The following is a 15,154-nucleotide window of genomic DNA, read 5'->3' as shown; positions in this document are numbered from 1 at the left end:
CTCGAACGGGGAGGGGATTATGGGACTGACGCGGCGCGCGTTCCTGGAGCGGCTGGGGGCGGCCGGCGGCTACAGCGCGGTCTATCTCGGCATGGAGGCGATGGGCCTGCTCGCCAGCCCCGCCTCGGCCGAGCCCTTCGCTCTGCCGCCCGCCAGCGGCGCGCGCCGCAACGTCGCGATCCTCGGCGCCGGCATCGCCGGGCTGGTCGCCGCTTACGAGCTGCGCCGCGCCGGCTGGAACGTCACCGTGCTCGAGGCGCGCAATCGAATCGGCGGCCGGGTCTGGACGGTGCGCGGCGGCGACCGCGTCCAGCAGATCGGGCGCCCCGACCAGGTCTGCGAATTTTCGGACGGCCTCTATCTCAACGCCGGCGCGGCGCGCATCCCGCATCATCATCATGCTATCCTCGGCTATGCCCGCCAGTTCGGCGTGCCAATGGAGGTGATGGTCAATTCGAACCGCGCGGCGCGCTCGGAATTCGGCGGCCACGTCTTCACCAACCGCCAGCTCGCCTACGACACGCGCGGGCGCTTCGCCGAATTGCTCGCCAAGGCGATCGACCGCGGCGCGCTCGATGGCGAGATGGCCCCCGGCGAGAAGGAGGCGATGCGCCAGTTCCTCGCTTTCTACGGCAGTCTCGGCCAGGACGGTGCCTATGTCCCGGACGGCCGCTCGGGCATGGATCCGCTGCCGGGAGGCTATCGCGAGACGGGGCGGCCGGTCGCGCGGGCGCTCAGTCCCGCCGACCTGATGGCGATTGGCCCCGCCGCCGGCTTCCCGATCGTGTTCGAGGATATTTTCGACCAGCAGGCGCCGATGTTCCAGCCGGTGGGCGGCATGGACCGGATCGCTCACGCGATTTACGAGCGGGTGCGGCCGGCGGTGCGGCTGAACAGCCCGATCACCGCGATCCGCCGCCGCGGCGGCGGCGTGCGCATCTTGCACGGTCCCGGCAATCAGGCGCTCGACGCCGATTATTGCATCTGCACGCTGCCGGTGAATCTGCTGGGCCGCATCCCGGCCGACTTCTCGTCCGCCAAGCAGGCGGCGATCCGGGACAATCCCTATCTTGCCAGCACCAAAGTGGGGTTCGAAAGCACACGCTTTTGGGAGGAGGAAGGGATTTACGGCGGCCTCGCCTGGACCGACCGGCCGAACGAGAACCTCTTCTATCCGTCAGGCGGCTGGCATGCGGACAAGGGCGTGCTCGTCACCGCTTATGCATCGGGCTGGACCGGGCCGAACCATCCGGCGGAATTCGCGGCGATGAGCCACGAGGAACGCTTCCGCGTCTGCCGGGAGTCGGTCGAGGTCCTGCACCCCGACAAGGCCCGGCTGCTCGGCCGGCCGGTGACGGTCTCCTGGTCGCTCACCCCCTGGTCTGAAGGCGTCGGGCCGGTCGGCCCCGCCTTCGGCGGCGGCCCGCCGGGAGGGCCGCGTACCGCCGCTTATGAAGAGCTGCTGCGCCCCGAAGGCCCGATCGTCTTCGCCGGCGAGCATCTCTCCTACGTCCCGTTCTGGCAGGAGGGCGCGGCGCTGTCCGCGTACGCGGCGATGCGGGTGCTGACCGGCATGGCGGCGGAGCGGCGGGCGGCCTGACGCCGGTCGAAGGCCCAAGCCGCCTCGTCGAATCGGCTTGGGCGCGCCGGGCGCGGCTGATAGTTTCGCGTCCGGCTCAAAAAAAACAGGGAGATTCGCCATGCTGAAGCGCGCCTTGCTCGCCGCGATCCTCGCGGCTTCTCCGGTTGTCCTTCAGGCCCAGGCGCCGGATTTCGCCACGGCGGTCAGCGCGCCGGGGCGGCCCGATACGGCGGTCGCGCTCGACGAGGTGCGCAGGCCGGCAGAAGTGTTGCGCTGGCTCGGGCTCGGGCGCGGCGACCGCGTCCTCGATTACTTCGCGGGCACTGGTTATTACACAGAGATCATGGCCCGCGCGGTCGGGCCGACCGGATCGGTGACGGGCTGGAACACGCCCTTCTTCGCCGGCCGGCCGCAGATCCGCGACGCGCTCGCGGCGATCCGGCAGCGGCAGCCCAACACCGCCTTCTTCTCGTCGCCGAACACCGCCTTGTCCTTCCCGGACGACACCTACGATTTCGTCCTGCTCCACCTCGTCTATCACGACGCTTATTGGGAGAGCACGCAGTTCAGCCTGCCGCGGATCGATCCGAACACGGTGACGCAGGCGCTGTTCCGCGCGACCAGGCCGGGCGGGATCGTCGCGGTGATCGACCATGTCGCGGCGCCCGGGCGCGAGACGCGGGCCGAGGTCGAGGCGACGCACCGGATCCTGCCCGAGACGGTCCGCGCCGATTTCGAGCGGGCGGGCTTCGTCTTCGACGGCGAGAGCGACCTGCTGCGCAACCCGCAGGACGACCGTTCGGTCAACGTCTTCAACCCGTCGATCCGCGGTCGCACCGACCGCTTCGTCTACCGCTTCCGGCGGCCCGCTAGGTAAGGAAGGGCCCGCGCGCGGCGCGGCGGGCCGCTTGCGCGGGAACGCCGGCCAGGGCGCGGAACTCGCGCGCCATGTGCGCCTGGTCGGCGAAGCCCTGCTCGGCGGCGTGGCCGGCGAGCGAGGCCTGGCCGGGCAGCTCGGCGAAGGCGTTCTGGAAGCGGAGCAGCCTGAGATAGCGGCGCGGCGGCAGGCCGACATGGGTCGCGAACCAGCGCTGGAGGGTGCGCGGGCTCATGCCGGTCGCGGCGCTCATCTCCGCGACGCTCTCCGCCGCGACGATCGCGCGGCCGATCGCGTTGAGCCTTCCCGTTTCGGCGAGCCGCGCCTCGATCTCGCCGAAGCCCCGCGCGTCGAACGGCAACCAGCGACCCCGCAGCGCGGCAAGCGGCAAATGAAAGATTGGCGACCAGGCCCAGGGCCAGAGGCGCAGGCCTTCGAAGCGGGAATCGCCGCTGATCTCGAACAATTGGGGCCGCTCGACCAGGCCGACCGCGAACGAGGCCGGCTGATCGCCATCCCAGCGCGAGCGGCCGTGAAGGCGGCGGATGATCTCGACGCAGCCGTCCGGCACCGCCTGCTGCTGGAGCCATTGGTCCGGCGTGCCATCGCCCGCGAGCGTCCAGCGGACCTTGACCAGGCCCTGGAGCGCGGCGGGCGGGGCGTGCTCGCGATAGTCCATCGGTCTTATCTGGCCGCAAATGTCGCTTCGGTTCAAGACGGGCGGCGCGAAGCCGGGCAAGAGATGCGCGGAAGGAGACGGCGATGAAGAGAATCCTGGGGGCGATGGCCGGGCTGCTGCTGACGGCGCAGGCGCCGGTGGACGAGCTGGCCTGGATGAGCGGCAATTGGGCGGTGGAGGAGAATGGCCGCTGGACCGAGGAGAGCTGGTCGGGCCCGCGCGGCGGAATCATGCTCGGCCACAGCCGCTCGGGGCGCGGCGAGGCGGTGCGCGAGTTCGAGTTCCTGCGCCTGCAGGCCGGCGAGGACGGCGTTCCGGTCTATTACGCCCAGCCGGGCGGCCGCCCGCCGGTCGCCTTCCGCCTCGTTGCGCGGAACGGCGCCAGCGCGACTTTCGAAAATCCCGCCCATGATTTCCCGCAGCGCATTCGCTATGTCCGCGAGGGCGACGCGATGACGGCGACGATCTCGGCGATCGACGGCTCGAATGCGATGAGCTGGACCTTCCGGCGCAGGTGAGGGGAGAACGAATGGCCGAGATCAAGACGCGGCCGACGGGCGTGGCGGTGGACGAGTTTCTCGACGCCGTCCCCGATCCGCAGCGCCGCGCCGACGGCAAGGCATTGCGCGAGATGTTCGAGCGGATCACCGGCGAGCCCGCGACGATGTGGGGCGCGAGCATCGTCGGCTTCGGGAGCTATCACTACAAATATGACAGCGGCCACGAAGGCGAGATGTGCCGGCTCGGCTATTCGCCGCGCAAGGCCGAACTCGTGCTCTATGTCCTCACTCAATCCGAGGGGCAGGACGCGTTGCTCGCCAGGATCGGCAAGCACAGGACCGGCAAGTCCTGCCTCTATATCAAGCGTCTCGGCGACGTCGATCAAGGCGTGCTCGAGGAGCTGACCGTGCACGCCCTCGACTACATGCGGGAAAGATATCCCGAAGGCGCTTGAGCCCGCGCCGGTTCATCGCCGCTTCAGCTTGCGGAGGCGAAACGAAAGTCTTCCGCGACGAAACGGCTTGCACCCTGCTACATTTGTGGCATGATACGGCGATGACCATGATCGATTCGCTTCCGCGCCGCGAGCGCGAAATCTTCGAAATCCTCTGCAGCGCCGGGGAGGCGACCGCCGCCGACGTGCGCGGCGCGATGGCCGATCCGCCGAGCTATTCGGCGGTGCGCACTTTGCTCGCGCGGCTCGAAGGGCGCGGCCTGATCCGCCACCGGGTCGAGGATCTCGCTTATGTCTACAAGAGCGTGCCGCAGGCCTCGAAGGTGCGCGAATCGGCGCTGAAATCGATGGTGAGGACCTTTTTCGACGGCTCTGCGGCGAGCGCGGCCACGGCCCTGCTCGGCCTGACCAAGAGCCTGTCGGCGGACGAAGCCGCAGCTTTGCGCCGCGCGATCGACGAAGCCAAGACCTCGAATCCTGAGGAGCGGGAGTGATGGACCTCAATTTCTTTGCCGAGATGGCCTGGAAATCGGCGCTGATCGCCGGCGCCGCCCTGATGCTCGCCTTCGTGCTGCGCTCGCGCGCCGCGGCGGACCGGGCGCTGGTGCTGCGCATCGGCGTGGCGATGCTGCTGCTGCTGCCGCTGATCGCGCTCGGCCTGCCGGCGCTGGAGATCGTCGCTTTCGCCGCGCCCGAGGCGATGCCGGCCATGCCCTATGTGCCTGTGCCCGAGCTGGCGATGGCCGATTTCGGCGCGCCGCCGGTGCCGGCGCCCGAGCCGACCATCTGGGACGATCCGACGCCGCTCGTCCTCCTCGCCTATCTGGGCGGCCTCGCGATGATCGGCTCGCGGCTGCTCGCCGGCCTCTGGCTGCTCGATCGCTGGACGCGCTCGGCGCGCGAGGTGGATTGCCCCGAATGGCTGGCCGCGTTCGATCGCGTTCGGTGGGCGGCCGGCAATGCCGAATCGATCCGGCTGCTCGCGTCGGAAGGAGTCACCTCGCCCCTGAGCTGGGGCTGGCGCCGGCCGGTGATCCTGCTCGACACGGATACGCTCGGCCAGCCCGAGGATGCCGATGCGATCCTCGCCCATGAGGTCGCCCATATCGCGCGGCGCGACTGGCCGGTGCTGATGCTGGCGCGGATCGTCGCCACCTTGTTCTGGTTCAATCCCCTGGTCTGGCTGCTCGAGCGCGAGGTGATCCAGCAGGCCGAGGAGGCCGCCGATCTCGAGGCCGCGCAGCGGATGGAGCCGGCGCGTTATGCCGAGACGCTGCTGAGCTGGGCGCAGGTCAACGGCGCCATCCCCGCGAACAGCATCGCGCCCTCGACCAGCGCGCTCGGCCGCCGGGTCCGCGCCGTGCTCGACCGGCGCAGCCGCGAGCGGCCCGCCGGCGCGGCCTGGACCGCGATCGCGATGGTGCTGTGCATCGGCATCGCCACCCCGGTCGCGGCGATGAAGCTGGTCGCCGCGACGCAGGACGCGCCGGAAGCGCCCATCGCCCCGGACGCTCCGGAGGCGCCTGACGCCCCGCTCCCGCCCGGCGCCCCGGACGCGCCGCTGCCGGCGGAAGCGCCGCGCGCGCCGGACGCGCCTTACGTCCATCGCGACGGGGGGCGGATCGTGATCGAGATCCCGCCGGTTCCGGACGTGACTCCGATCGTGAACCAGGCGCTGGCCTCGGTCCTGCCGCGCATCCCGGCGATCGTCGCGAGCGCCACCGCCGCGGTGGATTCCGAAGAGGTCCGCGAAGCATTGCGCGAGGCGCAGGAGGACATGCGCCGCGACTTCCGGCTCAACCGGGAGGAGCTCGCCGTCGCGATGCGCGAGACTCGCCGCGCCGTCGCCCAGGCCCGCGCCGTGCACCGGGTCGAGATCCGCAACGCGATGCGCGAGGCCGAGCGCGCCCGCGTCCACGCCCAGCGCGAAGTCCGCGTCGCGATGCGCCACGGCGCCGACGGCATGCTGGAAGGCGCTGCCGGGATGGAGCGCGGTGCCCGCGACATGGAGCGCGAGGCCGACCGGCTGCGCGACCGCGACTATCGCGAGCGCGAGATCGCCCGCCAGCGCGCGCGCGGCCGCACTGTCACCCACGAGCAGCTGATCGAGGCCTCGCGCGAGATGCGCGAGGGCGCGGAAGGCATGCGAGAGGGCGCCCGCGAGATGCGCGAGGCCGCCCAGCGGATGCGCGACGGCCGCCACTGATCCCGGAAGGGAGCTAGGGAGGAATGGCGGGCGCCGCGGCGTCCGCCATTTTCTTTTGCGTCACGCCTTGACCCAAGCGTCCCGCCCCGCATGCTGACGTCCTGAAACACGGAGGTAGCGATGCGGCGGATCATCCTGTTCCTGGCGACCCTGCTTCTCACGGGCTCGGTGGCGACAGCGCAGGAGGCGGCGCGCTACGACGTCGTCATCCGCGGCGGCACGATTTACGACGGCAGCGGCGCGCCGCCCCAGATCGGCGACGTCGCGATTTCGGGCGACCGGATCGTGCTGGTCGCGCCGCGCGTGCCCGGGCGGGGGCGCGGGGAGGTCGACGCGCGCGGGCTCGCCGTCGCGCCCGGCTTCATCAACATGCTGAGCTGGGCGACCGAGAGCCTGATCCAGGACGGCCGCAGCCAGAGCGACATCCGCCAGGGCGTGACGCTGGAGGTGATGGGCGAGGGCTGGTCGATGGGGCCGCTGAACGACGAGATGCGCCGCACCGCGCTCTCGCGGCAGAGCGACATCCGCTACCCGATCCCCTGGACGACGCTCGGCCAATATCTCGAGCATCTGGAGGCGCGCGGGATCGCGCCCAACGTGGCGAGCTTCGTCGGCGCGACGACGGTGCGCATCCACGAGCTCGGCGAGGACGACGTCGATCCGAACCCCGCGCAGCTCGCCCGCATGCGCGCGCTGGTCCGTCAGGCGATGAACGAGGGCGCGATGGGCGTGGGAACCTCTCTGATCTATGCGCCCGGCAATTTCGCCGAGACCGACGAGCTGGTCGCGCTGACCACCGAGGCGGGGCGCTGCGGCGGCATGTATATCAGCCACATGCGCTCCGAGGGCGACCGCATTCTCCAGTCGCTCGACGAGCTGATCGAGATTTCCCGCCGCTCGGGCGCGCCCGCCGAGCTCTATCATCTCAAGCTCTCGGGCCGCGCCAATTGGGGGCGGCTCGACGAGGTGATCCGACGCATCGAGGCGGCACGCGCCGAGGGTCTGCGCATCACGGCCGACATGTATCTCTATCCCGCCGGAGCCACGGGCCTCACTGCGGCGATGCCGCTCTGGGTGCAGGCGGGCGGCAGGGAGGCCTGGATCGAACGGCTGCGCGATCCCGCGATCCGTGCCCGCGTCGCCGCGGAGATGCGCGATCCCGCGCCGGACTGGGAGAATCTCATGCTCCGGGCCGGGCCCGAGGGCATGATGTTCACCGATTTCCGCAACCCGGCGCTGCGCCGCTATGTCGGCCGCACCCTTGCCGAGGTCGCCCGCGAGCGCGGCACCAGCCCGGAGGAGACGGCGATGGACCTCGTCGTCGAGGACGGCAGCCGGGTCGGCACGATCTACTTCCTGATGAGCGAGGACAATATCCGCCGCCAGATCCGGCTGCCCTGGGTGAGCTTCGGCTCGGACGCGGGCAGCCTCGCCACCGAGCCGCCCTTCACCAATTCTCACCCGCATCCGCGCGCCTACGGCAATGTCGCGCGACTGCTCGGCCGCTACGTCCGCGACGAGCGGATCATCCCGCTCGAGGAGGCGGTGCGGCGGCTAACCTCGCTTCCGGCGCGCAATCTCGGCATCGCCGAGCGCGGGTCGCTGCGCGCCGGCATGTTCGCCGATCTCGCCATCTTCGATCCAGCGACGATCGCTGACCGCGCGACCTTCGAAAGCCCGCACCAATATGCGGTCGGCATGCGCCACGTCTTCGTAAACGGAACCCAGGTATTGCGCGACGGCGCGCATACCGGCGCGACGCCCGGGCGGGTGGTGCGGGGGCCGGGGTGGAACCGCTGTCCGCCGGAAGGCTCCTGAGGTCCGTCGCATATTGCCACGGACCCGGAATCAGGCGAAGCCGTTGTGCAAGGACGGGGGCGTCGACCGAGAAGGAATTCGGGTGAACGAGAGACGCGCCTTCATCAACGCGATCGCCGGCGTCACGCCCGATCATGACGTCCACCGGCTCTTCATCGACTGGGCTGAAAGCCAGGTCGAGGACCCGCGGATGCGCAAGCTCTTCATGCGCATGGCGGAACGATCGGGGATCGAGCATCGCTGGTCGGTGCTGGCGCCGCCGGACGGGCTTCCACATGACCGGCCCGGCGGTTTCTATCACGGTCCCGCGCCGGCGACTTCGACCCGGATGCGCTGCTACGCCGAGGAGGCTCCCAAGCTGGCGCTGGCGGCGATCGCGAAGCTCAAGGAGCAAGTGGCGATCGATCGCGTCACCCATCTCGTCGTGGCGAGCTGCACCGGCTTCGTCGCGCCGGGCATCGACCAGATCATCGCCCGCGCATTGGGCCTCGACAATGTCGAGCGCACCCTGGTCGGCTTCATGGGCTGCTATGCCGCGGTCTCGGCGCTGCGCACCGCGCATCATATCGTCCGCTCCGAGCCGGAGGCGCGGGTGCTTGCCGTCACGGTGGAGCTCTGCACGCTCCATCTTCAGCAGACGCAGGAAATCGAGCAATTGCTCGCCATGCTCCAGTTCAGCGACGGCGCCGCCGCCGCTCTGGTCACCGCCGAGCCGGGCGGGTTCGAGATGAGCCATCTCTTCTCGCGCAACCTCGAGGATTCGGCCGAGCTGATCCAGTGGAAGATCGTCGACACCGGCTTCGAGATGACCCTGTCGGGCGAGGTGCCGGGCCGCATCCAGCATGCGCTGGAGGACGAAGGCGTGCGGCGCACCCTGTTCAACGGCTGGTCGCCAGACGAAGTGGACAGCTGGGCGGTCCATGCCGGCGGGCGCTCGATCCTCGACGCGGTGGAGCGGGGGCTGGAGCTGCCGCAGGGCGCGCTCTTCGCTTCGCGCGAAATCCTCGCCCGCTGCGGCAACATGTCCTCAGCGACGCTGATGTTCGTGCTCGCGCTGCTGCTGGAGCAGCCGGACGTGAGGAAGGGCGTCGCGATCGCCTTCGGGCCGGGGCTGGCGGCGGAAGGTTTCCACTTCGAGCGCGCTGCATGAATTCGCTCGCCGTCCGCTCCCACCAAGAGGAGCAGATGGACGATCCTGGGCTCGACCCGGAGACCTATGCGGCAGTGCTGACCGATCTCGCGAGCGTCAATGCCTGGACCTTCGCGGCGCGGCCGACGCTCGATTTCCTGCGCCGCGGCGCCAAGGGCATGCCCGCCTTCCGCCTGCTCGACGTCGGCTTCGGCCATGGCGACATGCTGCGCCGGATCGCGCGCTGGGCGCGGCGGCGGGGGATCGCGGTCGACCTGATCGGGGTCGATCTCAATCCGAAGAGCGCGGCAATCGCTCGCGCGGCGACGCCGGTGGCCTGGCCGATCGAATATCGCACCGGGGACTATCGCGAGGTCGCGGGCGAGGTGGATTTCGTCATCTCCAGCGCCGTCACCCACCATATGAGCGACGCCGAGATCCATGCCTTCCTGCGCTTCATGGGGGAACGAGCCGGGCGCGGCTGGCTGGTCAACGACATTCACCGCCACGCCTTCGCCTATCGTGGCTTCCCATTGCTTTGCCGGATCATGGGCTGGCACCGGATGGTGCGCGAGGACGGCCAGCTCTCCATCGCTCGTGGTTTTCGCCCCGACGAGTGGACGAAGCTGATCGCCGAATCCGGGATCGATGCCAGCGCCGTGCGGATCGTCCGGCGCTTCCCCTTCCGGCTGTGCGTAGAGCGGCTGCGCTGATCGTCGGCGGCGGGCCGGCGGGGGCCTCGGCGGCGCTCACGCTCGCCCGCGCCGGGGCGATGCCCGTCGTGATCGACCGCGCGCCCGGGGAGCGGGACGTCGTCTGCGGCGGCTTTCTCGGCTGGGACGCGCTCGCGCAATTGCGGCGGCTCGGGCTCGATCCGCTGGCGCTCGGCGCCCGCCCGATCCACCGGCTGCGCCTGGTCGCCGGCACCCGAGTGGTCGAGACGGCCCTGCCGGAGACCGCCGCCGGCCTGTCGCGGCGGCGGCTCGACGCGACCCTGTTACGCTTGGCCGAGGAGGCGGGGGCGGCCGTGCTGCGCGGCCGGACGGCGCGGGCGGTGGAGGAGAGGAGCGTTCGGCTCGAGGACGGCGAGACGCTCGATGCCGACGCCTTGTTTATCGCGACGGGCAAGCACGAATTGCGCGGCGCGGCGCGGCCGATCGAGGGCCGGGCGCTGTCGGTGGGCCTGCGCGCGGCGATTCCCGCGCCGCCGGACCTCGCCGGGACGATCGAGCTGCACCTCTACGACGGCGGCTATGCCGGGCTGCTGGTGCAGGAGGACGGCGCGGCCAATCTCTGCCTCTCCGTCGCGCAGGCGCGAATGGCGGATGGGCGCGAGGCCTGTCTCGCCGCGCTGATGCGCGAGGCGCCTTTGCTCGCCGAGCGGCTCGGCGGCGTGCCCCCGAACGAATGGGAAGCAATCGCCGGCGTCCCCTATGGCTGGCGGGCGAAGGCGACCGAGGCGGGCGTCTACCGGGTCGGCGACCAGGCGGCGGTGATCGCCAGCCTCGCCGGCGATGGGATCGCGGTGGCCCTTGCGAGCGGCGCGGCGGCGGCACAGGCCTGCCTCCACGGCGACGGGACCGGCGCGCGCCTCTATCAGCGCGATTTCGCCCGCCGTGCCGCCCGGCCGGTCCGCGTTGCCGAGGCGCTGCGGCACATGGCCGAGCATAGAGGCGAGAGGCGGCTGATGATGGGGCTGGCGAAAATGAGCGGCCTCGCCCGCCTCGCGGCGCGGCTGACCCGGATTTCCTAGCGGCCGGTGATCGCGGCGGGCGCGTCCTCGCGCCACCGGCCGGACTGGCGATATTCCTCGCGGATGGTCGATTCGGGCAGATTGGCCGCGGTCCAGCGCGCATCCTGTGGGATATCCGAGGGAATGGTCACGGCGGCGCGGATCTCGGCGGGCGTCTGCGGCACGAACGCCTCGACGCTCGCCCGCAAGGGGCGCGGGAACAGGATCGGGTTCGGCCGCGGCATCGGCTCGCTCCCCGAATAGGCGGCGGTGAAGGCGCCGGCGCCGGCCCCGGGCAGGCGGTAGAAATTATGCGCGCCGATCCGACCGGTCGAGGCGAGGCGCGGCGCCCAGGAGGGGAACACCGCGCTGGTGTGATAATGGGTGGAGAGGCCGACAGGCGCAAAGGGCCGCCCGGCGAGCGCTTCCGCAGCGAGCTGGCGTGCGCGCGACCAGCCGAGGCCCTGGGGCAGGGCGCTCAGCGAACCGTCGCAGGTGAAGGTGAACTGGCAGCCGCCGCCGGCGCGCATCGGCCCTTGGTAGACGACGCCGCAGACGCTATTCGGCCAGGCCGGGTGGCGGACGCGGTTGAGCACGACCTGGGCGACGGCGCGCTGACCGTCCTCGCTCTCGGAGCGGGCCTCGTAATAGATCGCTTGGGCGAGGCAATCCAAAGAGCGCATCCGGTCGAGCGGGGTGCGGCCGTCGAAGACGAAGGACCCCGCGGCGGGCACCAGTTGGGCGAGAGGCGAGGCAGCATCGAGCGAAGCGGGCTGCGCGCCGAACAGGCTCAGGGTCGGCGTCCGCGCGTCGGCGACGGCGGGCAGCGCGATCTCGACGTGCCGAGGCCCTTCGGCGGCGAGGGGGACGCAGGACGCGCTCGACATGGCGAGCCCGAGCAGCGCCCAGGGCTGCGGGCCGCGAAGATAGCCGCGAGGCTTTTTCGGCTTGATGATCACGCCCAACGCCATGCCTGCTTTCACCCGGGATGAGGCTTCCCAGGCGGAGCAGATAGGTCATTCGCCCGCGCCCCGCGCCCCCGGATTTCGGGGCGTCCCAATAAGGCACAGAGGTGCAGGAAGTATTGACGCGGACCGGCGGCCGGCCGGCGAGTCTAGCCCGGCTTTGCGGTGGCTTTCCGGCTGGGGGTTCTTTCACCCGCGCCTTCCAGCTCGGCCTCGCCGCTGTGGCCCTTGGCGGCTTCGGCATCTTTGAGCGTCGGATTGCGGTTGTTGTTCTTGCCTTCGGCGCCGCTGTGCTCGCGCATGAATCGTCTCCTTTCCTCCTCCAACGAACCGGCGGGGCCGCCGTTGCACCCGGCTCGTCGAGCCGCGCCCGCGCTTCGTCGAACGGCGCGGGCATCCATCAAAAACGTGGTGCAGCTTTCGATGAAGCCCATCGGGGCCGCGTATGAGCCACGGGGCCAACTGAGCCCACCAGGCGCTGAGGCTCATGCGGGGAGGCGGCGGTGCCCCATCGCCGCCTCCCTTAGCTTCGGTGCGACGGGCGGTCAGGTGGCGGGTTCGTCCTTGCCGACCCGCCAGATCCCGTCGCGCCCGCGCCGCATCGCGACGCCGCACCGGCGGCAAACACTGACGACGCCCCGTTCATCTATATGCGCGCGACCACGCGAACGGCGATGAAAGCCGAACAGGCAAAGAACATGCATCACATCTCCCCTTCCGCCGGAGATGCCGGACTATTACCGCAATTTCCAAAGGACGAGAACGTTCATTCGAGTGATTACGGAGAGTTACTCTTTTATTAAGCTTAGCCGCGGCCGGCGAAGCGTTTCACCGCGTCGACATAGGAGCGTCCAATCCGCTGCTCGCCGCCGTCTTTCAGCCGCGCCGTCCAGTGCGCCGCCTCGTCGCGGTAGAGGCCGGTGATCGTGTCGCGGCGGAGCATGACGGAGCGGTGGACGCGGATGAACATCGCCGGATCGAGCTCTTCCTCGAGCTTGGCGATGGTGCGGTGGATCAGCCACGAGCGCTGGCCCACGTGGAGCCGCATATAGTCGCGCTCGGCGGTGATCCGCTCGATGTCGCGTGCCGCGATGCGGACCAGCCCGCTATGGTCGGGCACCCAAAATTCCTCGACATAGGCCGCCGCCGGGCGCGCTTCGCGGCCGCCGCCGGCGAGATGGGCGCGGACCCGATCGAGCGCCCGCTCCAGCCGGTCGGGCTGGACCGGCTTCATCAGATAGTCGATCGCCGCGACGTCGAATGCGGCCACCGCGAAATTGTCGAAGGCGGTGACGAACACGATCGCCGGATCGACCGCGCTTTCGGAAAGGGCGCGGGCGACGTCGATTCCGTCCATCCCGGGCATGGCGATGTCGAGCAGGACGAGATCGGGCGCGACCGCCTGGGCGATGCGGAGCGCCGCCTCGCCGTCATTGGCGGTGCCGGCCACGGTCACCCCCGGCAGCCGGGCGAGCAGCAGCTGGAGCCGCTCAACCGCGAGCGGCTCGTCGTCGACGACGAGGATGCGAAGGTCCCGGACGTCGCTCATTCGCGCACCACGGGCATGAAGAGGTGGACGGTGTAGCCGCCGTCGGGATCGGCGCCGTAAAGGCACCCCGCCTTGGCGCCGTAGCGCGCGGTCAACCGATCGCAGACATTGGCGAGGCCGACGCCCGTGCCGCCATCCTCGCCGTTCCCCGGCGGGGCCGCCTCGCCGTCGTCCTTGACCTTGATGTGCAGCCGGCCGGCCTCCTCATAAGCCTGGATGCGCACCGTCACCGGCTTCCTCGATTTGGCGACGCCATATTTGACCGCATTCTCGACGATGGGCTGAAGGATCAGGATCGGGACCCGCGCAAGGAGCAGATTGTCCGGCACCTCGACCTCGACGGAGAGGCGCTTGGGGAAGCGGATCTGCTCGATATCGAGATAGAGGCGCTGAAGCTTGATCTCCTCCTCCAGCGGCACGTCGGCGGTCGGATCGGCCGACAAGGTGGCGCGAAAGAAGGTGGAAAGGTTCATCAGCATCCGCTCGGCGACCTCGGTCTTCTGCGACATGATCAGCGAAGAGAGCGAATTGAGCGTATTGAACAAAAAATGCGGATTGATCTGGTAGCGGAGCGCGCGGAGCTGCGCCTCCTGCGCCTCGCGCGCCAGCGCCCCGGCGCGGCGGTCGGCGGCGCGCAGCTGCCGCGCATAGCTCATCGCGACGTAGAAGGCGGCCCAGGCCGCGAACAGGAAGAACCAGGAGAGGGAAGTTTCGAGGATCGATCGCGCCGCCATCTCCAGCGGGCTCCAGCCCATCGCGTTGCGTTCCTGCTCCATTTTGACGGCGTCGAGCGGGGCGTAGACGTAAAAGACATAGTAGTTGAACGCGGTGAACAGCAGCGAAACGGGCAGGCAGAGCAGGGCGGCGAGCCCGGCTTTGGCGGCGAGGCCCCGCTTCGCGACGAGGCGCATCGCCAGGTAAACGAGGAAGGTGAGCGCCATGCCGGCCAGCACGACAAAGCAGCGCCGCCCCAGCATCGCCCAGAAATCGGGATATTGAAGGACGAGCGCGCGAAGCGTGATCAGGCCGATATAGAGTAGCCAGAAGCCGAGGATCGACTTCAGGGCGATGCCGAGGTCCGGCAGCCGGCGCGCATCGCCCTCGGCAAGCAGCTTGTCCATGCCGCCTGTTAACCCAGCATTCAGGGAAAAGCCTTGCCGCGCGGGGTCGTTCGCAGAAAGCTCCGGCGCGTTCATCGAAAAGCCGGGCAACGGCCGGCGATAGCCGACCGCATCGGCTTCGCCGAGCAGCTCTTCCGGCTCTTTCCGAGCATCGCCGGGTTCGCGATTCCCGCCCACGAAACGGGGCATAGCAGCCGCCGCGGCGCGCGTCATCGCGCTCCGATAGCGGAGATATCCACAGTTGCGGCTGCGGCACGGGCTCGTTTCGGCAACGCAAATGTCGCGGCTTTCCGCCGATCCGCATCATGGCCCTGTTGCCGTTCGGCGACAGGTTCGTGTCCGTGCGACGAAAGGCGTAGTTTTGCGATTGCCCGCGGAATCGAACTCTGATTCAATTCTGAACGGGGAGCGGGTTTCTGGTTAACGGCCTGGTAAGTCGTCCCAGTGCATGATCCCACCCAGGGCAAAAGGAGTGTGGGACATGAGTACGAGGACTCGGCCCGCCAGCGGAGCGGTGGCACTGGCCGAGATGAAAGAATTT

At 69.7% G+C, this 15,154-nt stretch carries 15 protein-coding genes; 10 read left to right on the top strand and 5 right to left on the bottom strand.

Annotation, left to right across the window (positions count from 1 at the left end; genetic code table 11):
• Both ACT4N8_RS09300 and ACT4N8_RS09295 read left to right on the top strand, forming a co-directional pair.
• On the top strand, positions 1-1,600 hold a 1,600-nt coding region (locus tag ACT4N8_RS09300; protein ID WP_444857852.1), incomplete at its 5' end, for a flavin monoamine oxidase family protein.
• Positions 1,601-1,700: 100 nt separating this feature from the next.
• Complete coding sequence (locus ACT4N8_RS09295) at positions 1,701-2,459, top strand: class I SAM-dependent methyltransferase (protein WP_444857851.1); 759 nt, start codon at positions 1,701-1,703, stop codon at positions 2,457-2,459.
• Here ACT4N8_RS09295 and ACT4N8_RS09290 read toward each other — a convergent pair.
• A complete protein-coding gene (locus ACT4N8_RS09290) occupies positions 2,452-3,138 on the bottom strand; it encodes a helix-turn-helix domain-containing protein (RefSeq protein ID WP_444857850.1) in 687 nt (228 codons plus the stop codon). The two genes, ACT4N8_RS09295 and ACT4N8_RS09290, sit on opposite strands and share 8 nt — an antisense overlap.
• Before the next feature lie 83 nt (positions 3,139-3,221).
• On the opposite strand from ACT4N8_RS09290, the gene ACT4N8_RS09285 reads away from it, so the two are divergent.
• The 8 genes from ACT4N8_RS09285 (at position 3,222) to ACT4N8_RS09250 (ending at position 10,999) form a co-directional block, all read left to right on the top strand.
• On the top strand, positions 3,222-3,656 hold the full coding sequence (locus ACT4N8_RS09285) for a DUF6265 family protein (protein WP_444857849.1): 435 nt from the start codon (positions 3,222-3,224) through the stop codon (positions 3,654-3,656).
• 11 nt (positions 3,657-3,667) lie between these two features.
• Positions 3,668-4,093, top strand: a complete 426-nt coding sequence (locus ACT4N8_RS09280) for a DUF1801 domain-containing protein (RefSeq protein ID WP_444857848.1) — start codon at positions 3,668-3,670, stop codon at positions 4,091-4,093.
• A 107-nt stretch (positions 4,094-4,200) separates the two neighbouring features.
• Positions 4,201-4,587, top strand: coding sequence for a BlaI/MecI/CopY family transcriptional regulator (locus tag ACT4N8_RS09275; RefSeq protein WP_444857847.1), 387 nt, complete (start codon positions 4,201-4,203; stop codon positions 4,585-4,587).
• Complete coding sequence (locus tag ACT4N8_RS09270; RefSeq protein WP_444857846.1) at positions 4,587-6,299, top strand: M56 family metallopeptidase; 1,713 nt, start codon at positions 4,587-4,589, stop codon at positions 6,297-6,299. The genes ACT4N8_RS09275 and ACT4N8_RS09270 overlap by 1 nt, the downstream gene beginning before the upstream one ends.
• A 120-nt stretch (positions 6,300-6,419) precedes the next feature.
• Positions 6,420-8,117 (top strand): N-acyl-D-amino-acid deacylase family protein, encoded by a 1,698-nt coding sequence (locus tag ACT4N8_RS09265; RefSeq protein ID WP_444857845.1) that lies wholly within the window; start codon positions 6,420-6,422, stop codon positions 8,115-8,117.
• Between the two features lie 82 nt (positions 8,118-8,199).
• Positions 8,200-9,267 carry a type III polyketide synthase gene (locus ACT4N8_RS09260; RefSeq protein WP_444857844.1) on the top strand — a complete coding sequence of 356 codons (1,068 nt, stop codon included), beginning with the start codon at positions 8,200-8,202 and terminating at the stop codon, positions 9,265-9,267.
• Positions 9,264-9,959 (top strand): methyltransferase domain-containing protein, encoded by a 696-nt coding sequence (locus ACT4N8_RS09255; protein WP_444857843.1) that lies wholly within the window; start codon positions 9,264-9,266, stop codon positions 9,957-9,959. The genes ACT4N8_RS09260 and ACT4N8_RS09255 overlap by 4 nt, the downstream gene beginning before the upstream one ends.
• On the top strand, positions 9,938-10,999 hold the full coding sequence (locus ACT4N8_RS09250) for an NAD(P)/FAD-dependent oxidoreductase (RefSeq protein WP_444857842.1): 1,062 nt from the start codon (positions 9,938-9,940) through the stop codon (positions 10,997-10,999). Before ACT4N8_RS09255 ends, ACT4N8_RS09250 begins: the two co-directional genes overlap by 22 nt.
• Here the strand turns inward: ACT4N8_RS09250 and ACT4N8_RS09245 are convergent.
• The 4 genes from ACT4N8_RS09245 to ACT4N8_RS09230 all read right to left on the bottom strand — a co-directional run bounded on the left by ACT4N8_RS09245 (position 10,996) and on the right by ACT4N8_RS09230 (position 14,613).
• Positions 10,996-11,937, bottom strand: coding sequence for a cell wall hydrolase (locus ACT4N8_RS09245; protein WP_444857841.1), 942 nt, complete (start codon positions 11,935-11,937; stop codon positions 10,996-10,998). The two genes, ACT4N8_RS09250 and ACT4N8_RS09245, sit on opposite strands and share 4 nt — an antisense overlap.
• Positions 11,938-12,092: 155 nt before the next feature.
• Positions 12,093-12,377, bottom strand: a complete 285-nt coding sequence (locus ACT4N8_RS09240; RefSeq protein ID WP_444857840.1) for a hypothetical protein — start codon at positions 12,375-12,377, stop codon at positions 12,093-12,095.
• 371 nt (positions 12,378-12,748) lie between these two features.
• Positions 12,749-13,492, bottom strand: coding sequence for a LytR/AlgR family response regulator transcription factor (locus ACT4N8_RS09235; RefSeq protein ID WP_444857839.1), 744 nt, complete (start codon positions 13,490-13,492; stop codon positions 12,749-12,751).
• Positions 13,489-14,613, bottom strand: coding sequence for a sensor histidine kinase (locus ACT4N8_RS09230; protein WP_444857838.1), 1,125 nt, complete (start codon positions 14,611-14,613; stop codon positions 13,489-13,491). Before ACT4N8_RS09230 ends, ACT4N8_RS09235 begins: the two co-directional genes overlap by 4 nt.
• Between the last annotated feature and the right edge of the window lie 541 nt (positions 14,614-15,154).

Source organism: Sphingosinicella sp., from assembly GCF_052387495.1.
Lineage (GTDB): Bacteria > Pseudomonadota > Alphaproteobacteria > Sphingomonadales > Sphingomonadaceae > Allosphingosinicella.
Note: the sequence above shows the minus strand (reverse complement) of the source record. Positions and strands in the feature narration are given on the sequence as shown.

Coding starts and splice junctions, on each gene's coding strand:
- ACT4N8_RS09295 (WP_444857851.1), top strand. CDS start 1,701: ATGCTGAAGCGCGCCTTGCTCGCCGCGATCCTCGCGGCTTCTCCGGTT.
- ACT4N8_RS09290 (WP_444857850.1), bottom strand. CDS start 3,138: ATGGACTATCGCGAGCACGCCCCGCCCGCCGCGCTCCAGGGCCTGGTC.
- ACT4N8_RS09285 (WP_444857849.1), top strand. CDS start 3,222: ATGAAGAGAATCCTGGGGGCGATGGCCGGGCTGCTGCTGACGGCGCAG.
- ACT4N8_RS09280 (WP_444857848.1), top strand. CDS start 3,668: ATGGCCGAGATCAAGACGCGGCCGACGGGCGTGGCGGTGGACGAGTTT.
- ACT4N8_RS09275 (WP_444857847.1), top strand. CDS start 4,201: ATGATCGATTCGCTTCCGCGCCGCGAGCGCGAAATCTTCGAAATCCTC.
- ACT4N8_RS09270 (WP_444857846.1), top strand. CDS start 4,587: ATGGACCTCAATTTCTTTGCCGAGATGGCCTGGAAATCGGCGCTGATC.
- ACT4N8_RS09265 (WP_444857845.1), top strand. CDS start 6,420: ATGCGGCGGATCATCCTGTTCCTGGCGACCCTGCTTCTCACGGGCTCG.
- ACT4N8_RS09255 (WP_444857843.1), top strand. CDS start 9,264: ATGAATTCGCTCGCCGTCCGCTCCCACCAAGAGGAGCAGATGGACGAT.
- ACT4N8_RS09240 (WP_444857840.1), bottom strand. CDS start 12,377: ATGGGCTTCATCGAAAGCTGCACCACGTTTTTGATGGATGCCCGCGCC.
- ACT4N8_RS09235 (WP_444857839.1), bottom strand. CDS start 13,492: ATGAGCGACGTCCGGGACCTTCGCATCCTCGTCGTCGACGACGAGCCG.
- ACT4N8_RS09230 (WP_444857838.1), bottom strand. CDS start 14,613: ATGGACAAGCTGCTTGCCGAGGGCGATGCGCGCCGGCTGCCGGACCTC.